The sequence below is a fragment of the Mesorhizobium sp. M7A.F.Ca.CA.002.15.2.1 genome, assembly GCF_003998715.1.
In the GTDB taxonomy this organism is placed as follows: Bacteria; Pseudomonadota; Alphaproteobacteria; order Rhizobiales; family Rhizobiaceae; genus Mesorhizobium; species Mesorhizobium ciceri.
In genome coordinates, this window is the sequence record NZ_RZPI01001206.1 from 1 (window position 1) to 619 (window position 619).

Annotated in this window: 1 protein-coding gene; it reads left to right on the plus strand. The window is 67.9% G+C overall.

Translation table 11 applies throughout. The features are described from left to right. A partial coding sequence (locus tag ENZ74_RS33675) for a metallopeptidase TldD-related protein (protein ID WP_245471069.1) occupies window positions 1–619 on the plus strand: 619 nt, incomplete at both ends.

Consider the following 619-nt stretch of genomic DNA (forward strand, 5'->3'; position numbering starts at 1 on the left):
TCGCTGCTGCGCGCGGCCGATGCCGTTTCGACCGTCAAGGGCGGCTATTCCGGCACGCTTGCCGCCGCACCCGCCCGCACCAACCGCCATCTCTATGGCGAAGAGAACCCGATCCCCTCGCCCTCCTTCGAGGCCAAGGCAAAGCTCCTGCAGGAAATCGACGCCTGGCTGCGCGCCGAGGACCCGCGCGTGCGGCAGGTTTCGGCATCGCTCGCCGCATCCTGGCAGCATGTCGAGATCGTGCGCGCCGACGGCCAAATGGTGCGCGACATCCGCCCGCTTGTCCGCGTCAACGTCTCCGTCGTTGTCGGCAATGGCGACCGCCAGGAGAGCGGCTCCTACGGCATGGGCGGCCGCAAGGCGTTTGGCGAATTCCTGGTCGAGGACAGCTGGAAGCACGCCGCCAAGGAGGCGCTCAGGCAAGCTCTGGTCAATCTTGAGGCGATACCGGCGCCGGCCGGCACTTTCGACATCGTCTTGTCCAGCGGCTGGCCGGGCGTCATGCTGCACGAGGCCGTCGGCCATGGGCTGGAAGGCGATTTCAACCGCAAGAAGACCTCGGCCTTCGCCGGACTGCTCGGCCAGCAGGTCGCCGCCAAGGGGGTGACCGTCGTCGACG